Here is an 18,615-nt window from a genome sequence, read left to right as displayed (position 1 = left end):
CTCCGGATCAGGGCCGAGGTCTATTTGTAATGACGAAAAACAAATTAGTATGCCGAGACGCCAGAAGGAACCCCACCGGAGGAACGCATGGCTGCTCAGCGTGTCGTGATCGGTGTCGACAGCTCGACCCAGTCCACCAAGGCCCTCGCCGTCGACGTGGAAACCGGCGCGGTCCTGGGCGAGGGCCGCGCCGCGCACGCCGTCAGCGCGGGCGCCGGACGCGAGAGCGACCCCGAAGAGTGGTGGCGGGCGCTCGGCCAGGCCATGGCGGGCACCGGCTGGGCGGATCGCGCCGCCGCCTGTTCGATCGCCGGCCAGCAGCACGGCCTGGTCACCCTCGACGCGGCCGGCCGGCCGGTGCGCCCGGCGCTGCTGTGGAACGACGTCCGCTCCGCCCCGCAGGCCGCCGAGCTCGCAGCCGCATTCGGCCCGGCAGAGCTCGCCCGCCGCACCGGCAGCGTCCCGACGGCCGCCTTCACGTCCGCCAAGTGGGCCTGGCTGCACGCGAACGAGCGTGCCGCCGCCGACCGCGTCGCGGCCGTCCGGCTTCCCCACGACTTCCTGACGGAGCGGCTGACCGGTGAGGCGGTGACGGACCGCGGTGACGCGTCGGGAACCGGCTGGTGGGGCCCGGACGGCTACGACCAGGACGTCCTCGGCCGGATCGGCCTCGACCCCGGGCTGCTGCCACAGGTCCTCCCGCCGGGCGCCCGGGCGGGCGCCGTCCGGGCCGGGATGCCACTGCGCGAGGGCGCGCTGGTCGCCACAGGGACCGGTGACAACATGGCCGCCGCCCTCGGGCTGGGTCTGACCCCTGGACGGCCGGTGCTGAGCCTCGGCACCTCCGGCACCGTCTACGCCGTCGGCCGGACCCGGCCCGCCGACCCGAGCGGAACCGTCGCCGGCTTCGCCGATGCCCTCGGCGGCTGGCTGCCGCTGGCCTGCACGCTCAACTGCACCCTCGCCGTCGACCGCTTCGCCGCCCTCGTCGGCCGCGACCGCGAGGACGTCGAGGCAGGCGGCACGGTGGTGGTGCTTCCCTACCTGGACGGCGAGCGCACCCCGGACCTCCCGGGCGCTTCCGGCCTCGTCCACGGCCTGCGCCACGACACCACGCCGGGCCAGCTGCTCCAGGCTGCCTACGACGGCGCCGCCCAAGCCCTGCTCGCGGCCCTGGACGACGTGCTGCGCGCCGGAGGCGAGAACCCCGCCCCCGACGAACCCTTGCTGCTGATCGGCGGCGGAGCCCGCGGCAGGGCCTGGCAGCAGACCGTCCTGCGACTGTCCGGCCGAGCGGTCCAGGTGCCCGATGCCCGGGAACTGGTCGCGCTCGGGGCCGCCGCCCAGGCCGCCGCACTGCTCTCGGGTGAGCCTGCCGACGCCGTCGCCCGGCGCTGGGGGACCGCCGGGGGCCGGGTGCTGGAACCCGTGACCCGTGACGACGACACGCTCGAACGGATCACCAGTACTCTGCGGCGGGCGCGGGCCTTGCAGGAGGTTTCGTCGGAAGAACGATAGGAGGGTCGGGTCAATGACGGTGATCGGCAGGGCGGGCGGGGGCGCGGAGGCCGCGCCCGCCTCGCAGCAGGGGATGCGTCGGCAGAACCTCGCGGCGGTGATCGGCGCGGTCGCCGCGCACGGCCCGCTCTCCCGGGCGGACGTCGCCGGGCGCACCGGCCTGACCAGGCCGGCCGTCTCCTCCATGGTCGACGAGCTCATCGGTCGCGGAGCGCTGACCGAGACGGAGACCGCGCCCAGCGGACGTGTCGGCCGCCCCGGACGGGCACTGGCACTGAACGACCGGGGTCCCGCGGGCCTCGGCCTGGAGATCGGCGTCACCCATCTCGCCGCGTGCGTCGTGGACCTGCGCGGTGAACCCCGGGTCTGGCGTCGGGTGGAGCGAGCCAACGCGGGCCGGCCGGCCGGGCAGGTACTGGCGGAGGCCGCCGTGCTGGGCGCCGAGGCGGAGTCCGAGGCCGCCGCCCTCGGCCTGCGCGTCGCGGGCCGTGTACTGGCCGTGCCGGGGGTGGTGCCGAACGAGCCGAGCGGACTGGTCGCGAACGCCCCCAACCTCGGCTGGCAAGCCGTCCGCCCCGCCGACCACTGGCCCGACCCCGACACCGTGCCCGAGCCGGAGAACGAGGCCAACCTCGGGGCGCTGGCCGAGCAGTGGCACCAGGGACACCCCGCCGAGACCTTCGTACACGTCTCCGCCGAGGCCGGAATCGGTGCCGCACTGGTCGTCGGCGGGCAGCTGTTCCGGGGCGCCCGCGGCTTCGCGGGCGAGCTCGGCCACCTGCCCGTCCACCCGGATGGCACCCGCTGCGCCTGCGGGGCACGCGGCTGCCTGGAGCAGTACGCGGGCGAAGCGGCCGTGCTGCGCGAGGCCGGGCTCGCGCACGTCGGCGACCCTGTGGCCCTGCTGGCCGAGCGGGCAGGCGCCGGGGACGCGGCGACCCTGCGCGCCCTGGACCGTGCAGGACGGGCCCTGGGCCTCGCCCTCACCTCGGCGGTGAACCTGATCGACCCGGACTCCCTCGTTCTGGGCGGCGCCTACGCCGAACTCGCCGACTGGCTCCTCCCGTCCATCCGCGCCGAACTCGCCGCCCGGATCACCGTCCGGCCCTGGACCCCGGAGGCGGTACGCCCCTCCGCCCTGGGCCGGCGCGGACCGGTGCTGGGCGCGGCATGGTCGACCGTCCGGCAGATCATCGCCGATCCCACCCGCCTGACGACCTAGGGCCGCGACCGCGCGGGTCCGCCGGGCGGGTGGCCGCCCGGTGATCGACCTTCACACCGACCACGCCGTCCAGGGCCTCGGCACCGCCCCTGTGGGACCCGGTGTCCTGTCCAGTACCGGCTCGAACTCGCGTCGGCAGACTTCGTGTTCATCCTGATTCCCCTGCAGCAGAGCTGAGACCGCCGAGCGGCTCGCCGCACGAGAGTTCCCGGTGCGGCAGGCCGCTCCGGACACACTGGTTCACAGTCCCAGTGCCAACCGGTAGTACGCCTGGTTCCAGCGGAGATCGCGCCGGAACTGCTTCGGGGTGGTGGTCTCGTCGATGAGGGCGAGTTCCAGGCGGAGCATCTCCGCCAGGTCGTCGAGGTGGTCGGAGGTGAGGGCGGTGCTGAGGACGGTGTGGTGCGGTCCTCCGGCGGTCAGCCAGGATTCGGTGGAGGTCCGCAGGTCGGGGCGGGGCCGCCAGACCGCGCGGGCAACGGGCAGGGTGGGCAGCGGGTGAGGGGGTGCCACCACGTCGATGTCGTTGGCGATCAGGCGGAACCGGTCGCCGAGGTCGGCGAGGCCGACCACCACGGCCGGGCCGGGGGCGGCGTCGAACACCAGGCGTACCGGGTCCTCCCGCCCGCCGATGCCGAGGGGGTGGATCTCGCAGCTTGGCCTGGCGGCCGCGATGGTGGGGCAGACTTCCAGCATGTGTGCGCCGAGGATGAGCTGGTTGCCCGCTGTCAGGTCGTAGGTGTAGTCCTCCATGAAGGAGGTGCCGCCCGGGAGGCCGGTGGCGGCGACCTTCAGGGCGCGCAGCAGGACGGCGGTCTTCCAGTCGCCCTCTCCTCCGAAGCCGTACCCCTGGGCCATGAGCCGCTGCACCGCGAGCCCGGGCAGCTGGCGCAGCCCGCCCAGGTCCTCGAAGTTGGTGGTGAAGGCCCCGAAGCCGCCCGTTTCCAGGAAGATGCGCAGGCCGGCTTCGATGCGGGCCGCGTAGCGCAGGGAGTCGTGCCGGTCGCCTCCGGGCCGCAGTTCCGGCGCCAGGTGGTACAGGTCCTCGTACTCCTTGACGAGGGAAGTCACCTCGGTCTCGTCCGCGCTGTCGACGACCTCCACCAAGTCGTTGACGCCATAGGTGTTGACGGAGACGCCGAAGCGCAGCTGGGCCTCGACCTTGTCGCCCTCGGTGACCGCGACGTCGCGCATGTTGTCGCCGAAGCGGGCGATCTTGAGGGTGGCCAGTTCGGATCGTGCGGCGGCCGCCCGCGCCCAGATCGCGATGCGTTCGGTGGTCACCGGGTCGGTGACGTGGCCGGCCACGGTCTTGCGGGGTACGCCGACACGGGCCTGGATGTGTCCGAACTCGCGGTCTCCGTGAGCGGCTTGATTGAGGTTCATGAAGTCCATGTCGATGGTGTCCCAGGGGAGGGCCACGTTCGACTGGGTGTGGAGATGCAGCAACGGCTTGCGCAGCGCGTCCAGTCCGGCGATCCACATCTTGGCCGGCGAGAAGGTGTGCATCCAGGCGATGAGCCCGATGCACCGGTCGTCGGCGCTGGCGTCGAGGCACACCCGGCGGATGGCATCGGCGTCGGTCAGTACCGGCTTCCACACCACGCGCGCGGGAATGCCGGAGGTGTCGGCCAGCGTGGTGGCGATCTGCCGCGACTGGTCGGCGACCTGCTTCAGCGTCTCTTCTCCGTACAGGCCTTGGCTGCCGGTGAGGAACCAGATTTCCTGGGCGGGGGATGTTCGGCTGGGCACATGGACTCCTGAAGGTGACGTCCCGCAACGGCGGTGAGGGCGGCGGGCGGGTGGGGAAGCGGGAACGAGCAGCGGGGCGGGGTCAGCCCGCGGTGTGGGCCGTGTCGCGCATGTTCCTCAGGCGCTGCAGCAGGCCGCCGGTGCCGAAGTGGTCGTGCAGGAGCCGGTACTCGGCGAAGAGGGCGTCGTAGGCGTCGGCCCGGGAGGCGTCGGGCGTGTAGACGGCAGGCCGTCGGCGGCCCATGGCGGCGGTGGCCGTTCGCACGTCGGTGTGCGCGCCGGCGGCTACGGCGGCGTGGATGGCCGACCCGAGGGCGGGGCCCTGGTCGGACGCGGCGAGGGAGACGGGGCGCCGCAGCACGTCGGAGTAGATCTGCATCAGCAGTTCGTTCTTGGCCAGTCCGCCGGCGACGATGAACTCGTGCACCGGTACGCCGCCCGTCTCCAGAGCCTCCACGATGACGCGGGTGCCGAACGCGGTGGCTTCGAGCAGCGCGCGGTAGACGTCCTCGGGGCGGGTCGCGAGGGTGAGACCCACGATGACTCCGGAGAGGTGGTGGTCGACGAGGACCGAACGGTTGCCGTTCAGCCAGTCGAGGGCGATCAGTCCGTGGCCGCCGACCGGCTGCCGGGCGGCTTTCCGGGTCAGCAGGGTGTGCAGGTCCTCGCCGCGGTCGGCGGCCTCGGCGAGGTAGTCCGGCGGGACGCCTTGGTCCAGTACCCAGGCGAAGATGTCGCCGACCGCGCTCTGGCCGGCCTCGTAGCCGTAGGTTCCCTCGACGATCCCACCGTTGACGACACCGCAGATGCCGGGGACGTCGGCGAGGACGGGAGCGTTGACGACGTGGCAGGTGGAGGTGCCCATGATGGCGAGCAGTCGACCGTCCTCGACGGCCTGGGCCGCCGCTGCGGTGACGTGGGCGTCGACGTTGCCCGCGGCGACGGCGATGCCGGGGCGCAGCCCTGTCCAAGCTGCTGCCTCGGTGCTGAGCGAGCCCACGCGTGAGCCCAGCGCAGAGAGGGGGAATTCGAGACGGGTGCGTGCGAAGTCGGCGAACCGGGGGTTCAGCGCGGCCAGGTATTCCTCGCTCGGGTAGGCGCCGTCCTGGTGGATGCCCTTGTACCCGGCCGTGCAGGCGTTGCGGGACTCGGTGCCGGTGAGCTGCCACACGATCCAGTCGGCGGCCTCGATCCACCGCGCGCAGGTTTCGTAGACGAGCGGATCCTCCTCCAAGACCTGGAGGGCCTTCGCGAACTGCCACTCTGCGGAGATCCGGCCGCCGTAGCGGGCGATCCACTTCTCCCCGCGGGCGTGGGCGAGTTCACTGATGCGGTCGGCGTGCGACTGGGCCGCGTGGTGCTTCCACAGCTTGGGCCACGCGTGCGGCCGTCCGGCGAGCTCCGTCTCGGCGAGGGGGGTCCCGTCGGCCAGCGTGGGCAGGACGGTGCACGCGGTGAAGTCGGTGGCGATGCCGATTACCGCGGCAGGATCGACCCCGGCCGCCGCCACGGCCTCCGGGACGGCGCGACGCAGTACGTCCCGCCAGTCCTGGGGGTGTTGCAGGGCCCAGTCCGGAGGCAGTTGGGCACCGCCGTGCGGCAGGTGCCGGTCGATGACGCCGTGCCGGTAGGGGTGGACCGCCGCGGCCAGCTCCTGACCGTCGCGAACCCGCACCACCACGGCGCGGCCCGACAGTGTGCCGAAGTCGACGCCGACCGTGTACTGCTCCGATTCCTCGGAATGCGGGGTGGGCGCGAGGAGATGGGGTGACGTCAACAGAGTGCCTTTCGAAGGAGCCGGGGGGCAGGAGGCGGCCCGGCAGGCGGAGTTGCCGCCCGCGATCCTGGCGGTCGGGCGGGTGGTCCCTCCGTAGTGTGAGCGCTAACAATATCGATAGGCAAGGGGTCCGTGCGGGTCGCATGTGAGCTCCAGTGGGCGCAGCGGGGTCGATGGTGGCGGCGAAGCGCTGGAGCCCTCGCCTCGTTGCCGTGGCCGGCAGGGTAACGGACAGGTAACGCGCGCAAGAGGGTTGAGAACGTGGCTTGTTAGCGCTCACAATGCGACAGCGCCCCCACCTCAAGGGGATCCCTCGCCTGCCGACCCCGCCCCACCCCCGCCCCCGACGCCGACGACGACCACCCCGGCCGTCGTGCAGCGCGGCACCCCTGGGACTCCTCCTGGGCAAGCCCGGCCCCGGCCGTGCGGCGCCTCTTCCATGCACCCTGAAAGGACAATCGACATGGCCCGCAGAGCAGCTCTCGTCCTCACCGCCGCCCTTCTCGCCTCCTCGGCGTTGACCGCCTGCTCGACCAAGAGCCCCGCCCCCGGCCCCTCCTCAGCAGAAAAGGGAGGCTCCGGCGGCACGATCACCCTCGGCTTCGCCCAGGTCGGCGCCGAGAGCGGTTGGCGAACCGCCAACACCAAGTCCGTCCAGGAGGCGGCGAAGAAGGCCGGGATCACCCTCAAGTTCTCCGACGGGCAGCAGAAGCAGGAGAACCAGATCAAGGCGATCCGCAACTTCATTCAGCAGAAGGTCGACGTCATCGCCTTCTCGCCGGTCGTGGAGTCCGGTTGGGACACGGTGCTGAAGGAGGCCAAGGACGCAGGCATCCCGGTCATCCTCACCGACCGCGCCGTGGACGCCAAGGACACCTCCCTCTACAAGACCTTCCTGGGCTCCGACTTCGTCAAGGAGGGCAAGTCCGCGGGCGAGTGGCTGACCGGTGCGTACGCGAGCGAGCAGGGCCCGGTCAACATCGTCGAGCTCCAGGGCACCACGGGCTCGGCACCCGCCAACGACCGCAAGGCGGGCTTCGCCGACGTCATCCGCACCGACGACAAGTTCAAGATCGTTGCCTCGCAGTCGGGCGACTTCACCCGCTCCAAGGGCAAGGAGGTCATGCAGGCGTTCCTGAAGTCCCAGAAGGACATCGACGTCCTCTACGCCCACAACGACGACATGGCTCTCGGCGCCATCCAGGCCATCGAGGAGTCCGGCAAGAAGCCCGGGACGGACATCAAGGTGATTTCGGTGGACGGGATCAAGGACGCCTTCGTCGCGATGACCGAGGGCAAGATCAACGTCGTGGTGGAGTGCAACCCGATGCTCGGCGACCAACTGATGGAGCTGACCAAGAAGGTCGCGGCCGGGGAGAGCGTGCCGACTCGTGTCGAGACCGTGGAGGGTGTCTTCCCGCAGGACAAGGCTGCGGCCGCGCTTCCGTCCCGGAACTACTGAAACCGCAAGTTCCGGTTCCGGAGGAGGCCCGGCCTCCGTGCCTCCTTCACCGTCCGCAGCCCGCTCCACCACCCCACCCACGAGAGGAGGGCGGATGGCATCCCCGTCCACCCCGCGGCCCACGGACGACGGCGGCCCGCGGCCGGTCCTGGAAGCCCGGGACATCCGCAAGCAGTTCCCGGGCGTGCTCGCCCTCGACGGAGTCGCCCTGCGGCTCTTCCCCGGTGAGGTGCACGCCCTGATGGGCGAGAACGGCGCAGGGAAGTCCACCTTGATCAAGGTGCTCACCGGTGTCCACCCCGCCGACGGCGGCGCCATCCTCGTCGACGGCCGGCCCCACGCGTTCGCGGACCCCCTCCAGGCGCAGCGGGCCGGAATCAGCACCGTCTACCAGGAGGTCAACCTCTGCCCGAACATCTCGGTCGCCGAGAACATCCTCATCGGGCGCGAACCGCGCCGGTTCGGCCTCATCCACTGGTCCGCGATGCGGCAGCGGGCGGCAGCGCTGCTGACGGAACTGGACCTCGACCTGGACGTCACCGGTCTGCTCGGTTCGCACTCCCTCGCCGTGCAGCAACTGGTGGCCATCGTCCGGGCGGTGGACGTCTCGGCGAAGGTGCTCGTGCTGGACGAACCCACCTCCAGCCTGGATCGCGAGGAGGTCGCCCAGCTCTTCACCCTGGTGCGGCGCCTGCGGGACCGCGGTGTGGCCATCCTGTTCGTCACGCACTTCCTCGACCAGGTATTCGATCTCTGCGACCGCGTCACCATCCTGCGCAACGGCCGCCTGGAAGGCGAGTACCCCATCGGCGAACTCACGCCGATGACGCTGGTGCAGCGCATGATCGGCGGAGAACTGGCCACCCTCGACCAGTTGTCCGACCGTGCGCGCGAGGAAGCGGCCGAACGGGAGACCAGCGAGCCGTTCCTCCAGGCACGACAACTGACCCGCACAGGCTCGATCGAACCGTACGACCTCGACATCCATGCCGGCGAGGTCATCGGACTGGCCGGCCTCCTGGGCTCAGGCCGTACCGAGGTGGCCCGCCTCCTGTTCGGCGCGGACAGCGCTGACGGCGGAGAGGTGAGCATCGAGGGCAAGAAGGTGCTCCTGCGCACCCCCCGCCACGCCATCGCCCGAGGCATCGCGTTCTGCTCCGAGAACCGCGAGTCCGAGGGACTGGTGGGCGAGCTCACGGTCCGCGAGAACATCGTCCTCGCTCTGCAGGCCGACCGCGGCTGGACCAGGCCGCTGCCCCGTGCGAAACAGGACGAACTGGCACGGCACTGGATCGAAGCCCTGGACATCCGCCCCGCCGACCCCGAAGCGCAGGTACGCCACCTCAGCGGAGGCAACCAGCAGAAGGTCCTCCTCGCGCGTTGGCTGCTGACCGAACCCCGGCTCCTGATCCTCGACGAACCCACCCGGGGCATCGACATCGGGGCCAAGGCGGAGATCCAGAAGCTCGTGGCCCGCCTGGCGAGCGAAGGCACCGCCGTGCTGTTCATCTCGGCGGAACTCGAAGAGGTCCTGCGCCTGAGCCACCACATCGCCGTGCTCCGCGACCACCGCATGGTGGCCACCCTCACGAACGACGACACCGTCACGCCCGAACGCATCCTCACGACCATCGCCACCGGAGCGGACTCATGACCACCCAGCCTGCCAAGCCCAAGGGGGTGGGCGGAATCGGGAGACGGCTGGCCGGCCACCGCCTGCTGTGGCCCGCGCTCATCCTGCTCGCCCTGCTCTTCGGCAACCTTGCGTTCCACCACGACTTCTTCGCCGTCCGCGTACGCGACGGCCACCTCTACGGCAGCCTCATCGACATCCTCCAGTTCGGCGCGCCCCTCGCCATGGTGGCGCTCGGCATGACCCTCGTCATAGCCACCCGCGGCATCGACCTCTCGGTGGGTTCCACGGTCGCCATCGCCGGGGCCCTCGCCTGTGGGAACATCTCCACCGCCGCGCATCCCGGCAGTGTCGCCACCATGCTCACGGCGGTCACCCTCGCGCTCGGCGTCGCCCTCGCACTGGGCCTCGCCAACGCCTTCCTGGTGTCCGGGCTGGGGGTGCAGCCCATCGTGGCCACCTTGATCCTCATGGTCGCGGGCCGCGGCGTCGCCCAGCTGATCACCGGCGGCCAGATCATCACGGTGACCAGCGCCCCCTACAAGATGATCGGCGGCGGCTACTGGCTGGCCTTCCCGTTCGCCGTCCTCCTGGCCACCGCCCTCGTCGCGCTCACCGGCTTCGTCACCCGTCGCAGCGCACTCGGCATGCTGATCGAGTCCGTGGGCGGCAACCCCGCTGCCAGCCGCCTGGTCGGCATCCGCGCCGGCGGTCTGCTCGCCCTGGTCTACGTCTTCAGCGCGCTGTGCGCCGCCGTCGCCGGGCTGATGATCAGCTCCAACGTCTCCAGCGCCGACGGCAACAACGCCGGCCTGTGGATCGAACTCGACGCGATCCTCGCCGTCGTCGTCGGCGGCACCGCCCTGACCGGAGGACGCTTCTCCCTCGGCGGCACCGTCCTGGGCGCCCTGATCATCCAGACCTTGTCCACCACCGTCTACACCCTCGGCGTCCCACCCGAGACCACCCTCGTCTTCAAGGCCTTCGTCGTCATCGTCGTCTGCCTCGTGCAGTCCCCGGTCTTCCGGGCCAAGGTCCTGCGCCGCCGCAGGACGACCACTCCCCGATCCCACACCACGGCGGGCGCCGCCCCGCAGCAGCAGGAGGTACGCGCATGAGTACCGGCATCGCGAGCGCCGCCGCTGGGCTCACCCGCCCCTTCGCGACCGTGTCCCCGCGCACCCGCACCCGTATCCCACTGATCGTCACGGCCGTCCTGCTGGTCGTCATGTTCAGCGTCGGATCGGTGCGCTACGAGGGCTTCCTCTCCGTGCAAGTCGTGCTGAACCTGCTGATCGACAACGGATTCCTCCTGGTCGTCGCGGTCGGGGCAACCTTCGTCATCCTCACCGGCGGCATCGACCTGTCCGTCGGATCCATGGTGGCTCTGTCGACCACGCTCACCGCCTGGCTGGTCGAGTCGCACGGCTGGCCCCTGGCTACCGTCATTCCACTGGTCCTGCTGGTCGGCGCCGCGAGCGGGACGCTCATGGGCTGGATCATCCACACCTTCGAGATCCAGCCGTTCATCGTCACCCTGGCCGGCATGTTCCTCGCCCGCGGGCTCTGCTACACGATCAGCACCGAATCCATCACGATCAGCGACCCCACCACGGCGGGAATCGCACAGACCCGGCTGTACGGCCCGGGGGGACTGTTCGTCTCGATCCCGGTGGTCATCGCTCTGGCCGTGCTGGTGATCGCCTTCGTCGTACTGCACCACACGCGCTTCGGCCGCAACGTGTACGCGCTGGGCGGCAATGAGCCTTCCGCACGCCTGATGGGCCTTCCGGTGGGCTCCACCAAGATCGCTGTATACGCCGTCAGCGGCCTGTGCTCCGCACTCGGCGGCCTGCTGCTGACCTTCTACATGCTCTCCGGCTACGCCCTCCACGCCATGGGCATGGAACTCGACGCGATCGCCGCCACCGTGATCGGCGGCACGCTGCTGACCGGAGGTTCCGGCTTCGTCCTGGGCTCCGCTCTCGGCGTGCTCGTCCTCGGCATGATCCAGACGGTCGTCAACTTCCAGGGCACGCTCAGCTCCTGGTGGACCCGGATCGTCATCGGCTCCCTGCTGCTGGTGTTCATCGTGCTACAACGCCTGATGAGCGGACGCCGCCCTGCCGTCGACTGACTGCCGGATCCTCTGCCCAGCAGGCCGCGCCACCGCGTTCGAGAGCCCGGACTGACTGCCGCCTGTCCGCGGACGGGCCGTACCCTCCGCACGGCCGATGAAAGAACGTGGGAGCGGTGGCGGTTCGGCTTCCCCGGCCGGGCCCGCGCGGAGGTCCACACGCGCGGCGCCCGTCTTGTCGTCGACGGGGTCACCCACCCACGGGGAGGGCATTGCCTGGGCCGCGGGGGTCATTCCCCCAGGGGAGAGGTCCTGCGGGCCGTACTGGCGCGCACGATGAGCTCGGGCGCCACCACCAGGTGCGTCGACTCGTCGGTCCGGCCTTCGATGTGGTCCAGGAGCAGCCCGATGCTGGCGCGGCCGATCGAGGCGAAGTCCTGACGGATCGTCGTCAGCGGGGGCGGGAAGAACTCCGCCTCGGGGATGTCGTCGAAGCCGGCGACCGCCACGTCCTCCGGCGTGCGCAGGCCCGCTTCCCGCAGGGCCCGTAGCACGCCGAGGGCCATCTGGTCGTTGGCGACGAACACCGCGGTGAGGCCCGATCCCCGCCCTCGTGACGCCCGGACCCGCCCCGCGAGCTGCTGGCCGGCCTGGTATCCCGACAGCGGACTCCAGTCGCCGCGCAGCAAGGGTGGCACCTCGGCGCCGGCCTCTCGTAGCGCGTCCTCCCACCCCTGGGTGCGAGCCTCGCTCTCGAGCCAGTCGGGAGGGCCTGCGACGTGCCACACGGTGGCGTGGCCCGACGCGAGGAGATGTTCCGTGATCATGCGAGCGCCGAGGTTCTGGTCCAGCGACACGCCTGGCAGGTCCAGGGTGTGGCCGCCTTCCACGGTGACCACCGGGCACGGTGCTTCCAATGCCGCCAGGGCCCTCACCGCGTCGCGTTGGGGAGTGACGGCGACGATGCCCTCCACACCCCACCCGGCGAGGTGCTGCATGGCTTCGGCGAGGGCTGTCTGCGTGGCGGTCCGGAGCGTGACGGCGGATGTCAGATAGCCGCGGTCCCGAGCCGCCTCTTGAACTCCCGCCACGGTGCTGGCGGGTCCGTGCAGAGTGGTGTTCACCGCGATGACGCCCAGCGTGTGGGTCCGGCGAGTGGCCAGAGCCCGGGCTGCCGAGTTGCGGCGGTACCCCAGCTGCTCGATGACCTGCGTCACGGCGGCCCGGGTCTTGGCGCTGACGTTCGGGTGGTCGCTGAGTACCCGTGAAACGGTCTGGTGGGACACGCCGGCGACGCGCGCGACGTCCGTCATCGTGGGCGCTCGCGAGACGTCCGGTAGCTGGGTCAACGCTCTTCCTCTCCTCGTCGAGCGGCTTTTTCAAGGTACCGAAGCAGCCGCGGCCCGCACACATCTCGGACCGATCGGGAGGCTATCGACGGGTATCGATGTTGGCGTTCACATTATGCAGTGATGACCGCATGTTGTGGGCAGGAATCTTCGCGTGCATCTTGAGATCTCCATTTGTTAGCGCTCACAATCTAACAGGGGGAGCGGTAGCTGCGGTGGCGCAGCCGCGATGCCCAGCGCGGCCCCCGATCAGTCCAGCCCACTCATGTGCGACTGCGGGGCCTGCCGGACGCCGGTCCCAGGAAGCCGCCGCGCATGTCGGAGAGACGGTGAGAACGTAGTGAGCGAGACCATCCTCAAGGACCTCCGTCGCGAGGTCCTCGCGGCCAACCTGCGCATCCCGGAGGCCGGCCTGGCCACCCTCACCTGGGGAAACGTCAGCGGAGTAGACCGAGACGCCGGCGTCTTCGTCATCAAGCCGTCCGGGGTCTCCTACGCCGACCTCACCGAGGAGGACCTGGTGGCGGTGTCACTGGAGGACGGGCGGGTCGTCGACGGGCACCTCAGGCCGTCCACCGACACCGAAACCCATCGGTGCCTCTACCGGGCCTTCCCCTCCATCGGCGGCGTCACCCACACGCACTCGGCGCACGCCGTCGCCTTCGCCCAGGCACGTCGCCCGATCCCCGTGCTCGGCACGACACACGCCGACACCTTCAACGGGCCCGTCCCCGTGACGGAGGACCTCACCGCCGAGCAGTGCGCGCAGGACTACGAGTACAACACCGGACAGGTGATCGTTTCCCGGCTCGACGGCGACCCCCGTCGGGCCGAGGAGGTCCCCGGAGCGCTCGTCTCACGACACGGCCCCTTCACCTGGGGCGCCACCGCGAAGGCTGCGCTGGAGAACGCCATCGTCTGCGAGGCCGTGGCGGAGATGGCGCTGCACACGCTGGCGCTGGGGTCCCGCCTCGGGGACGCCTCCGAACCGCCGAGGCATCTGCTGGAGCGGCACTTCACCCGTAAGCACGGACCGGACGCCTATTACGGCAACGTCCCTCACGCCCCAGGTGTCTGACGCCGAGCAGCGTCTCGGCGACGTTTGATCCGGCCAGACCGTCCGACCGTCGCGGCTCGGAGGCACGCGGCATGCGGCATGCGGCTTGCCGGGGTGCTGGCGGTGCGGACCGGGTACGGACGGTGTGCCCGATGCTGCCGTCAATTCCGATGGCCGCGGCCACGGCGGAGCGTTGCTGAGGCCGGCGAGCCCGGGTGGCAGCCGGGCGCGCAAATGGCTTGTGTGAGGGACATCTGCACCTGCGCAGCAGGACGGGGGCATGGCCACGCGGTGCGGAGTCACCGTGCCGGCGCCAGGAACTGAGTGGCCGCCAGGCGTGCGTACAGGCTGCCTTGGCCGAGCAGTTCCGTATGGGGCCCACCGCGCGTACCCTTCCTGCGTCCATCGTCCCATCAGGCCCGCGCTGTCCCGGACGACGGACGCGGTAGTGGCCATGGACTCGCCCGTGGTCTGCACGGTCAGCAGCACCGTGCCGACGACCGCGCCGAAGAACAGTACGTGTGCCGCTCTTCGCGGTACCCAGCGGATCGCGGCCGTGCGGTCCGGCGCGAGGTCCTGCCCGCCGAGCCCGATCCAGGCTGCCATCGCCCCCGTAGCGAGGACGAGCACGGGCAGCCGCGGATCACCGGGCCCCTCGCCCCCGTCCCGGGCGAGTGCCCGCACCGCCCCGGCCCCCATGCCCAGCACGGCTCCCGCGACGAGAGAGCGCCCCCACCAGCGAGATCGGCAGCCGTCCGAGGTGCGTGTGCGTGGTGGTGGGGAGCACCTGGACCGCGCCCACGAGGACGAGCAGCGCAAAGGCGGAGGCCAGGGTGATCGCCGTCGTGCCCGCGAGCGTGGCGGCGCGGTGCCAGGCGGGACGCGACGTGGTCGTCGGCAGCTCGGACACCTTCGAGCGGTGGTCCCGCAGGCCCTGCAGTGCCCCGAGCCCCACGGCGAGCGGCCACAGGTGGACCGGGGCGCGGGTCCACAGCGCCATGGACGTCCACCGGGCCGTCCACGCCGTGGTCCCCCTCCACCATGCGGCGTGCACCAGACGGCCGGTCAGGCTTGATCCGCGGCACGCAGGGCTCGCGCCAGCCACTCCAGCTCCTCGGACGCGTCGGGAGACGAATACTGTCCGCGCACGCGGGCGACGAGCCTGCGGTACCGCTCCGCCCCTGCCTCGATCCCGGCCTCCAGGCACAACAGCACGGCGGCCCGATCGGCGTCGCCGAACAGCTCGGACAGCACTTCGGCCGCTGCCGGTCCCTCGGGGGCGATGCCGCAGTCTCTGACCTCCGCGACGGTCTGCACGACCTGCCTGGCCCACCAGATGGAAGCCCCGGGGGCACGGCTCTGCCCGGGGGCCGGGGTGCTCAGCTCCAGCATGGTGCGCATCCGGGTGCGGAAGCCGGGGTCGCGCACCAGCTCGGCCAGTTCGATCCAGGCGTCGACCTGCTCGGGTGTGGGGTCGTCGGGCAGTTCGATGCTGAAGGCGCGCATGCGGTCACGCAGGCGGGGATCGACGTCGAGACCGCCGAACACCTCCTCCTTGAACTCGTCGATGATCTGCTTGCGTTCAGCGGCGGAAAGCCGTGCCAGCCGGTTCATCAGTGCTGTCTCCTCAGCGGTCGAACCACGTTTCGAAACGGTGGACAGGACGGCCCGGCTCACCTTGAGGGAGCGGATCTGCGCGTCGAGCGCGGCCACGTGCGCCTCGGCGACCTCGGCGACCGTGGTGCGGCCGCTCAGGACGCGGCACACGTCGTCGAGCCCGAGGCCCAGCTCCCGCAAGGTGCGTACCAGCTCGACGCGGGCCACGGACCCGGCGTCGTACAGCCGGTAGCCGCTCGCGGAGCGGGCCGCGGGCGGCACCGCTCCCTGGTCCGACCAGAAGCGCAGGGTGCGTACCGGAAGGCCGGTACGGTGCGCGAGCCGGCCGATGGTGAGCATGTCGGGGCATTCGTCTTCCATGGACCAGATCCTGGACGTTCCAGCCGCTGGAGACTCAAGCGCCCCGGGCGCGCGAGCCACAAAAGGAGAGGAACCCCGGCCGACGCACGGCTGGGGTTCCTCGAGGTGGTGTGGATGGGGCAGGTCAGCGCTGCAAGGTGAGGAGAGCCGGCCGGTACGGCAGTTGGTCGTAGGGGCCGCCGGCGGTGGGGGACTTGCCCTGGTAGAGGAACTGCAGGTTGCAGGGGTCGACGGTCATGGTCTGGTCGGGGTTCTCGCGGACCAGGTCACCGTGGCTGATGTCGTTGGTCCAGGTGGCACCGCTGTTGGCCTTGCCCGCGAAGGGGTTGCTTTCGCCGGCGGCCTGCGGGGTCCACGTACCGCTCAGGCTGGAGGCGGTGAACGAGCGGAAGTAGCGCCCGTTCGCGCCCCTCGCCTCAACGATCATGAGGTACTGGTTCTGGCCCTTGACCTTGTAGACCTGCGGCGCCTCGAACAGGTTGTCCGGCGTGTCGCTCATGACCGTCGTGTACGAGGAGCCGAAGTTGCCCGGGAAGTTCCCGATCGGCATGCTCGCCCGATAGATCTTGCCGTTGTCACCGGCGAAGAACAGGTACATGTTCTGGTCGTCAGCGATCAGGGTCTGGTCGATCGGGCCGGTGGGGGAGTCCGTGCGGGGGATGCTGCCGGTGAACAGCGGCTGCGGCGCGGACCAGCCGTTGGGGTTGGCGGGGTCGCTCGACGTGCGGTAGATGAAGGGCCACGCGCCCCACTGGTACGCCAGCACCCAGATCTTCTTGGGCGCGAAGTAGAACAGCGTGGGCGCCACCGCGGTCTGGCTCATGCCGGACTGGCCGGCCGACGCCATGTCCGACCAGTTCGTGAAGGGACCGAACATCATGGAGCCGTACGACGATCCCGAGAAGTTCGACCCGTAGACCAGGTGCTTGCCGTTGTACGTCACGTGGGTGAAGTCCTTCAGCGAGGCCCACCCGTTCGCCGGCTGCGCCAGCGCACCCGTCGACGTCCACCGGTACGTCGACGGAAGAGCACACGTGCCGCCCGTCGGCGCGGACGTCGTCGGGGCCGGCGTCCCGGACAGGCTGGTCCACTTCTGGTTGCCGCCGCCGGACCAGCAGGCGTACAGCTGGATCCTGGTGCGGTTGGCGGTGGCCGCGCCGACGGCGTCGAGGCACAGCCCGGACTGGACGCCCGCGATCGTGCCGTTGGTGTTGATGTTCCACTGCTGGCCGGCGCCGCCGTTGCAGTCCTCGATGACCACCGCGGTGCCGTTGCCGGTGCCGTTGGCCCTGGCGTCCAGGCACTTGTTGCCGTAGATCATCAGCTGCTTGCCGGAGGTGTAGGTCCAGCGCTGGTTGGTTCCTCCGTGGCAGTCCCACAGCTGCGCCTGGGTGCCGTTGTCGGTGGTGGAACCGTTGATGTCGATACAGCGACCGGACGCGACGCCCTTGATCGCCCCGGTACTGGTCCCGCCGGTGGTGGCGGAGGCTGCCTTGAGGGCGTTCACGACGGCGGCGTGGGCGGCCTTGGGGTTGCCGTTGTTGTCGAACAGCAGGGGGTTCTCGCCGCTGCGCCAGGAGTCGCTGTCACGGATGCCCCACACCGTGATGCCGGTGCACCGGGCGACGGACAGACAGGCCTTGACCGTGTCGGCGTAGTGGGTGGGCGACGCCTGGGCGATGTCCAGCTCGGTGATCTGGACGTCGACACCCAGGGCGGCGAAGTTCGACAAGGTGGTCCGGAAGCTGGACGGAGGGCCGCCGGCCCCGAAGTGGCTCTGGAACCCGACGCAGTCGATCGGCACGCCGCGGGACTTGAAGTCCTTGACCATGTTGTAGACGCCCTGGGTCTTGGCGTCCGACCAGTTCTCGATGTTGTAGTCGTTGTAGCAGAGCTTGGCCGAGGAGTCGGCCGCCCGGGCGGTGCGGAACGCTTCCTCGATGAAGCCGTTGCCCAGCACGTTCTGGAACACCGAGCTGCGGTGCTGGCCGCTGCCTCCGTCGGCGAAGGCCTCGTTGACCACGTCCCAGGCGTAGATCTTGCCCTTGAAGTGGGTCATCTCGGTGGTGATGTGGTTGTTCATCACGCTGCGCAGCGTGTTCGCGTCGCCGATGGAGCTGACCCAGGACGGGAGCTGCGAGTGCCAGACCGTGGTGTGGCCGCGCATGCGCTGGCCGTGTGCCGTGGCCCGGTTGACGATCTGGTCGGCGGGGCCGAAGTTGAAGTTGCCGCGGGACGGTTCGATGGCGTCCCACTTCATCTCGTTCTCCGGGGTGATCATGTTGAACTCCCGGTCCGCGATCGCGGCGTACTTCGAGTCGCCGAGCCTGCCGGCGGCCACAGCGGTGCCGAAGTACCTGCCCGAGGGGGTCGCCTGCGTACCCAGGTTCGCCGCTCCGGCAGAGTCGGGGAGAAGCGTCAGGACACCGGCCAGCAGCGCCGCGGCCGAGAGTCCTATCGACAGTGTCCGGCGGCGCCGGCCGAGCCGGTGCAGGCCCTTCATGATTCTCCTCGGGGATCGCGGGTCGCCTTGGGCGCTGTGCTCGTGCGCGCATCTGCAGGTGCGGCCTGATCCGCCGCGGGGTGGGTGCGGTGCAGGACGTGGCGCCGTTCCTGCGTACCGGTCGCCCGGGGTTCGTGGGTGTGTCGGGTCATGGGAGGCGCTTTCTTCGGAGATACGTCGACGGGTAAGTGGGGGAACCTCCGACGCCGGCACACGTGGTGAACGGCGGGATGGACACCCCACGAAGTGGAGGCCCCCGAACTCGGGGTCGCGTAACAAAAAAGTCGC

At 70.6% G+C, this 18,615-nt stretch carries 13 protein-coding genes; 7 read left to right on the top strand and 6 right to left on the bottom strand.

Annotation, left to right across the window (positions count from 1 at the left end):
• Window positions 1–87: 87 nt before the first annotated feature.
• Together xylB and OG472_RS08245 are read left to right on the top strand one after the other, a co-directional pair.
• Window positions 88–1,518: a xylulokinase gene (xylB, locus tag OG472_RS08250; RefSeq protein ID WP_401604125.1), complete on the top strand. Its 1,431-nt coding sequence runs from the start codon at window positions 88–90 to the stop codon at window positions 1,516–1,518.
• Between the two features lie 13 nt (window positions 1,519–1,531).
• Complete coding sequence (locus OG472_RS08245; RefSeq protein WP_401604123.1) at window positions 1,532–2,740, top strand: ROK family protein; 1,209 nt, start codon at window positions 1,532–1,534, stop codon at window positions 2,738–2,740.
• Window positions 2,741–2,980: 240 nt separating this feature from the next.
• Here OG472_RS08245 and araA read toward each other — a convergent pair whose 3' ends face one another.
• Together araA and araB are read right to left on the bottom strand one after the other, a co-directional pair.
• A complete protein-coding gene (araA, locus tag OG472_RS08240) occupies window positions 2,981–4,492 on the bottom strand; it encodes an L-arabinose isomerase (protein ID WP_401604121.1) in 1,512 nt (503 codons plus the stop codon).
• A gap of 82 nt (window positions 4,493–4,574) precedes the next feature.
• Window positions 4,575–6,269, bottom strand: a complete 1,695-nt coding sequence (araB, locus tag OG472_RS08235; RefSeq protein ID WP_405828718.1) for a ribulokinase — start codon at window positions 6,267–6,269, stop codon at window positions 4,575–4,577.
• Window positions 6,270–6,732: 463 nt separating this feature from the next.
• Here araB and OG472_RS08230 point away from each other — a divergent pair, with 463 nt between their 5' ends.
• The 4 genes from OG472_RS08230 to yjfF all read left to right on the top strand — a co-directional run bounded on the left by OG472_RS08230 (window position 6,733) and on the right by yjfF (window position 11,501).
• The gene (locus tag OG472_RS08230) at window positions 6,733–7,731 is read left to right on the top strand and encodes an ABC transporter substrate-binding protein (protein WP_401604116.1); all 999 of its coding nucleotides are present in this window, start codon (window positions 6,733–6,735) and stop codon (window positions 7,729–7,731) included.
• Between the two features lie 94 nt (window positions 7,732–7,825).
• Window positions 7,826–9,385 (top strand): sugar ABC transporter ATP-binding protein, encoded by a 1,560-nt coding sequence (locus OG472_RS08225; RefSeq protein ID WP_405941231.1) that lies wholly within the window; start codon window positions 7,826–7,828, stop codon window positions 9,383–9,385.
• A complete protein-coding gene (locus OG472_RS08220) occupies window positions 9,382–10,482 on the top strand; it encodes an ABC transporter permease (RefSeq protein ID WP_405941230.1) in 1,101 nt (366 codons plus the stop codon). Before OG472_RS08225 ends, OG472_RS08220 begins: the two co-directional genes overlap by 4 nt.
• Window positions 10,479–11,501 carry a galactofuranose ABC transporter, permease protein YjfF gene (gene yjfF, locus OG472_RS08215; protein ID WP_401604109.1) on the top strand — a complete coding sequence of 341 codons (1,023 nt, stop codon included), beginning with the start codon at window positions 10,479–10,481 and terminating at the stop codon, window positions 11,499–11,501. The genes OG472_RS08220 and yjfF overlap by 4 nt, the downstream gene beginning before the upstream one ends.
• 230 nt (window positions 11,502–11,731) lie before the next feature.
• Here the strand turns inward: yjfF and OG472_RS08210 are convergent, their stop codons facing one another.
• Window positions 11,732–12,754, bottom strand: a complete 1,023-nt coding sequence (locus OG472_RS08210) for a LacI family DNA-binding transcriptional regulator (protein WP_401604554.1) — start codon at window positions 12,752–12,754, stop codon at window positions 11,732–11,734.
• 376 nt (window positions 12,755–13,130) lie between these two features.
• On the opposite strand from OG472_RS08210, the gene araD reads away from it, so the two are divergent.
• Window positions 13,131–13,868: an L-ribulose-5-phosphate 4-epimerase AraD gene (gene araD, locus OG472_RS08205; RefSeq protein WP_401604106.1), complete on the top strand. Its 738-nt coding sequence runs from the start codon at window positions 13,131–13,133 to the stop codon at window positions 13,866–13,868.
• A 622-nt stretch (window positions 13,869–14,490) separates the two neighbouring features.
• Here araD and OG472_RS08200 read toward each other — a convergent pair.
• The 3 genes from OG472_RS08200 to OG472_RS08190 all read right to left on the bottom strand — a co-directional run bounded on the left by OG472_RS08200 (window position 14,491) and on the right by OG472_RS08190 (window position 18,327).
• Window positions 14,491–14,847 (bottom strand): hypothetical protein, encoded by a 357-nt coding sequence (locus tag OG472_RS08200; RefSeq protein ID WP_401604104.1) that lies wholly within the window; start codon window positions 14,845–14,847, stop codon window positions 14,491–14,493.
• A gap of 65 nt (window positions 14,848–14,912) precedes the next feature.
• Window positions 14,913–15,824, bottom strand: coding sequence for a MerR family transcriptional regulator (locus OG472_RS08195; protein ID WP_405941229.1), 912 nt, complete (start codon window positions 15,822–15,824; stop codon window positions 14,913–14,915).
• 124 nt (window positions 15,825–15,948) lie between these two features.
• Entirely contained in the window at window positions 15,949–18,327 is a 2,379-nt protein-coding gene (locus tag OG472_RS08190) for a non-reducing end alpha-L-arabinofuranosidase family hydrolase (protein WP_405941228.1), read from the bottom strand.
• Between the last annotated feature and the right edge of the window lie 288 nt (window positions 18,328–18,615).

Origin of the sequence: Streptomyces sp. NBC_00207, assembly GCF_045160965.1 — a bacterium.
GTDB lineage: Bacteria > Actinomycetota > Actinomycetes > Streptomycetales > Streptomycetaceae > Streptomyces.
The sequence above is the reverse complement of the archived record's forward strand: the minus strand, read 5'-3'. Positions and strand labels throughout refer to the sequence as shown.